Source organism: Ruegeria sp. HKCCD8929 (genome assembly GCF_013031405.1).
In the GTDB taxonomy this organism is placed as follows: domain Bacteria; phylum Pseudomonadota; class Alphaproteobacteria; order Rhodobacterales; family Rhodobacteraceae; genus Ruegeria.
In genome coordinates this window covers 1-3,943 of sequence record NZ_WPZY01000100.1, presented here as the reverse complement: position 1 = coordinate 3,943, position 3,943 = coordinate 1, and the positions used below count along the sequence as shown (strand labels likewise).

General features: G+C 59.8%; 3 protein-coding genes. All 3 read right to left on the bottom strand.

Features of this window, described 5'->3' with window-relative positions; all coding sequences use genetic code 11:
• Positions 1-129 precede the first annotated feature (129 nt).
• Complete coding sequence (locus GOX53_RS28965) at positions 130-2,022, bottom strand: bifunctional sugar phosphate isomerase/epimerase/4-hydroxyphenylpyruvate dioxygenase family protein (RefSeq protein ID WP_171182343.1); 1,893 nt, start codon at positions 2,020-2,022, stop codon at positions 130-132.
• A gap of 5 nt (positions 2,023-2,027) precedes the next feature.
• Positions 2,028-3,323, bottom strand: a complete 1,296-nt coding sequence (locus tag GOX53_RS28960; RefSeq protein ID WP_171182342.1) for a TRAP transporter large permease — start codon at positions 3,321-3,323, stop codon at positions 2,028-2,030.
• On the bottom strand, positions 3,320-3,943 hold a 624-nt coding region (locus GOX53_RS28955; protein ID WP_371810459.1), incomplete at its 5' end, for a TRAP transporter small permease. The genes GOX53_RS28955 and GOX53_RS28960, both read right to left, overlap by 4 nt.

Below are 3,943 nucleotides of genomic sequence, written 5' to 3'. Positions count from 1 at the left end.
TGCCGATCAATTCTTCGACCGGATGCCCGCGAAACGCGATGTGGCCCGGTTTCATGTCAATGATCGAGGTGCGCCACCATTCCCGGATGGCCTGTTCGTCTTCGTTCATGTCAGTCGTCCCCGTGATCGTCATTCCGTGCCCGCCTCCGCCGGATGCTGCTGGCCGACCTGAGCTGCCAGCCGCACCGAGGCGTTGCGTGCACCATAGCCTGCATATCCCATGCGCCGCTCAACAATCTCAAAGAAGAAGCCGTTGAAAATCGGCCGGCTGTAGATCTGAAAATACGCGCTATCGGCAATCCAGTCATAGAGGATGTTGTGGTCCCGTAGTCGCGACACCAGCGCGTCATCCAGACCGAACTCGGCCTGCAGATCGGCATAGTAGTTGCCGGCAATGATCAGACGGGGAAAGCCCGACCGGGCCAGTTGCGCCGAGGTCTCGAATATCTCGTCGGTTGAAAACGCGAGATGCTGAACCCCGGCGCCGAGCCCGTCCTGCAGAAAGGACGCCGCCAGCGTGCGCCGCCCGACGGCGCCGTTCAGGTTCAGCCGGACCTCGCCTTCGGGGCTTTCGATCGCCTGGCTCTGCACCACGCCGGAGGGATCGGCCACATTCACGATGGGCGATTTCGCCATGTCGAAGGTCGACATGTAATAAAGCAGCCAGCTTTGCATCTCGTCATGGCGCATGGTCTGCGCCAGATGGTCGATCCGACGCAGGCCCGCAGGTTGGACTGCCCGGGCCGTGTTGACCGGTTCGAACTCAATGTCCCAGACACGGTGCAGATCGGATTTCTCGTCGATGAAATGCACGACATTCCCGCCCACGCCCCGGATCGCCGGGATATCCAGTTCGCCGGTTCCTACGGGCTGTGAGAAATCCGGCGCGCCCAGCGCGGTGGCACGGGTCACGGTCTGAACCGCGTCTCTGACCCGCAGCCCCATATCGCAGACCGACGGCCCGTGGCCCAGAAAGGCCGAATGCGCAAACCCGTCCTTTTCCGTGTTCACCACGATATTGATCGCGCCCTGCCGCCACAGCTCGACCGATTTGCTGACATGCCGCCGCTCCATGCGGAAACACATGGCGGACAGGAGATCGCAGAGCTGCGCACCGCTCGCCTCATCCGCGGTGAACTCGATGAACTCAAAGCCCGAGGCATGGACCCGCTCGGGAAGATCCGGAATGCCGAAATCGATATCCGGTTCGGTGCGCGCAACCTCGTCCAGCAGGTTGACCAGCGCCCGGTAGCTGTCGCGCGCCATGGTCAAACCACCCGGCTGTGGTGCCGTTTCGTTGACCCGCGCCACCGACCACGGCCCCGCATAGCCCGCCCGCGCAAGAACCCGCACGAAACCAGCCAGGTTGAGCGATCCCAGACCGGGCAAAAGGCCGAAATGCCGCTTCAGGCGCCGGATATCCATCTCAAGCCGCGGCGCGTCCGACAACTGAACATGAAACAGCCGGTCGCCCGGCACATCCCGCAACCGTGCCGGTTTCGACCCGTCGGCGAGAGAGAAGAAGGAGTTGAGGGCGAGCCCCAGATGCGGGCTGTCGACCGCCTCGACAATGCGCAACGCCTGTTCATCGGTCTGAACCAGTTCGGACCATGGCAGGCCCAGATAGGCCAGACGCAGACCCCGGCGCCCGGCCCGCTCGGCCGCCTCGGCAAGATCGGCGATAGTCCGGTCTTCGCCCCCTGCCACATCAACAGCCGTTGCAGCCCCCACCAGCAGCAGGTCGGTTCCCAGTTCCTGCACCAGATCCAGCTTGAACTCGAGCCTGTCAAAGGCGCGTTGACGCAACTCGTCAGGCTGGCACTCAAGATTGTGAAAGGGCTGCAGCAGGCAGATCTTCAGCCCCAGATCGGCGACCAGCGCACGAACCTGCGATGGCCCACCGTCATGGCCCGTCAGATCGGGGTCATGCAGTTCAACCCCATCGAACCCGGTCTCGGCAATGGTCTTCAGCTTGTCTGCCAGATTTCCCGGGATCGAAGTCGTCGAAACCGAAAGGCACATTGTCCCTATCCCTGATAACCCAACAGCCTCGGCAGCCACAGCACCATGTCAGGCATCAGCATCATCGCAATAAGCGCAATGATTAACACTGCCAGGAAGGCCCAGACTTCAGAAATGATCTCGCGCAGCGGAATATCCGTCACCGCGTTGATCACAAAGAGCAGAATGCCATAGGGCGGCGTTATCAGGCCGATCATCGAGTTCACGACGACCAGAACTCCGAAATGCACCAGATCGATGCCAAGCGCCTCGCAGGTCGGGATGAAGAGTGGAACGATCACCAGAATGATGGTTGTCGCGTCCAGCACACAGCCCAGTGCCAGGATCAGGATGTTGACCAGGATCAGGAACACGATGGGGCTGACATCCGCGCCCTCAAGCAGCGTCGAGATGGATTGGGGTATCTGCTCCTGAATGACGATGAAGTTCAGGATGAAGGCACCGCCGATAACCACGCCAACGGCAGCGGACGACCGGGCACTGTCGACAAAGACCTGGTACAGTTTACCCAGCGAGATCGCACGGTAGAACATCGCTGCCAGCATTAGCGCATAGAAGGCGGCGACCGCCGCCGCTTCGGTTGGTGTCGTGACACCGCCATAGATGCCGTAGAGCAGGATTGCGGGCATCAGCAACGCGGGAAAGGCGTTCGCCGTCTTTGCGGGCAATTCGCGCAACGGAATGGGCTCTTCGATGGCAAAGTCGCGCTTGCCGGCCAGATAGGTGTTCATCGCCATCAGCACGACGCCCATGATCAGGCCGGGCAGGATGCCGGCCAGAAACAGCGATCCGATGGAGGCCTTGGACACCAGCGCATAAAGCACCATCGGAATTGACGGCGGAATGATCGGGCCGATTGTGGCCGAGGCGGCGGTGATCGCTGCCGCATATCCGCGCGGATATCGGTCGCCCTTGGTCATCATCTCGATGATGATCTTGCCAATGCCCGCAGCGTCGGCCACCGCCGACCCGGACATGCCGGAGAAGATCAGCGATGCCACCACGTTCACATGCCCCAGACCGCCCTTGAACCGGCCCACCGCGGCGACGCAGAAACTCAGAAGCCGGTCGGTGATCGACCCGGCATTCATGATATTGGCGGCCACGATGAACAGCGGCACAGCCAGCAGGATTGTGCTCTTGTAGAACCCCTGCAGGATCTTTTCGCCGGCAAGTGCCACGTCAAGCCCCGCAACGCCGAGATAGACGACCGATGCCAGCAGGATCGAATAACCGATCGGTGTGCCTATCCCTGCAAGCAGAAACAGTGTCATCAGCAAAGAGAGCAGTTCGAAGCTCATTTCTTGTCCCCTTCTGCGGCGCCTGCTTCTTCTTCGTGCAGTGCTTCGACCACGATTTCGAGTTCGGTCTTGGGGGGCCCGTTCTTGGAAATGTCAAAAAACATCCACGCATAGCGCGCGGCCACGGCAACTATGAAAACGGCGTAGATCGAGAAGACGTCGCGCATCGGGATCTTGTTTCCGGTGAACGGGTTTTTGACCGTCGTCGTCTTACGGATCTTCATCCACTCGATGTAGTCCCAGGTCGGCAACAGCGTATACAGCATGCCGATTACCAACGCTGCAGCGGAAATAAGTGCGAAGATTGTGCGAGTGCGCCGGCTAACGGAAAGATAAATGATGTCAAAGCGAACATGATCGGCTTCGCGCACCGTGAAGGCACAGGCAAAGAAAATCACCCAAACCCATAGGATGCCGATCAATTCCAGAGTCCAGCCCGCAGGTGTGAAAAAGTACCGCAAAAGGATCTGTAAAAGAAAAATTCCGAAAATTGCCGCCAGCATGCCGGCGGCAATCGCTTCTGTTATGCGGGAAAACCCCCGGATGAAACTTGACATGGCAGTTTTCCCTCCCTGTTCTAAAGCGGCGATCAGTTGCCTAGCGCGTTGATCTTCTCCAAA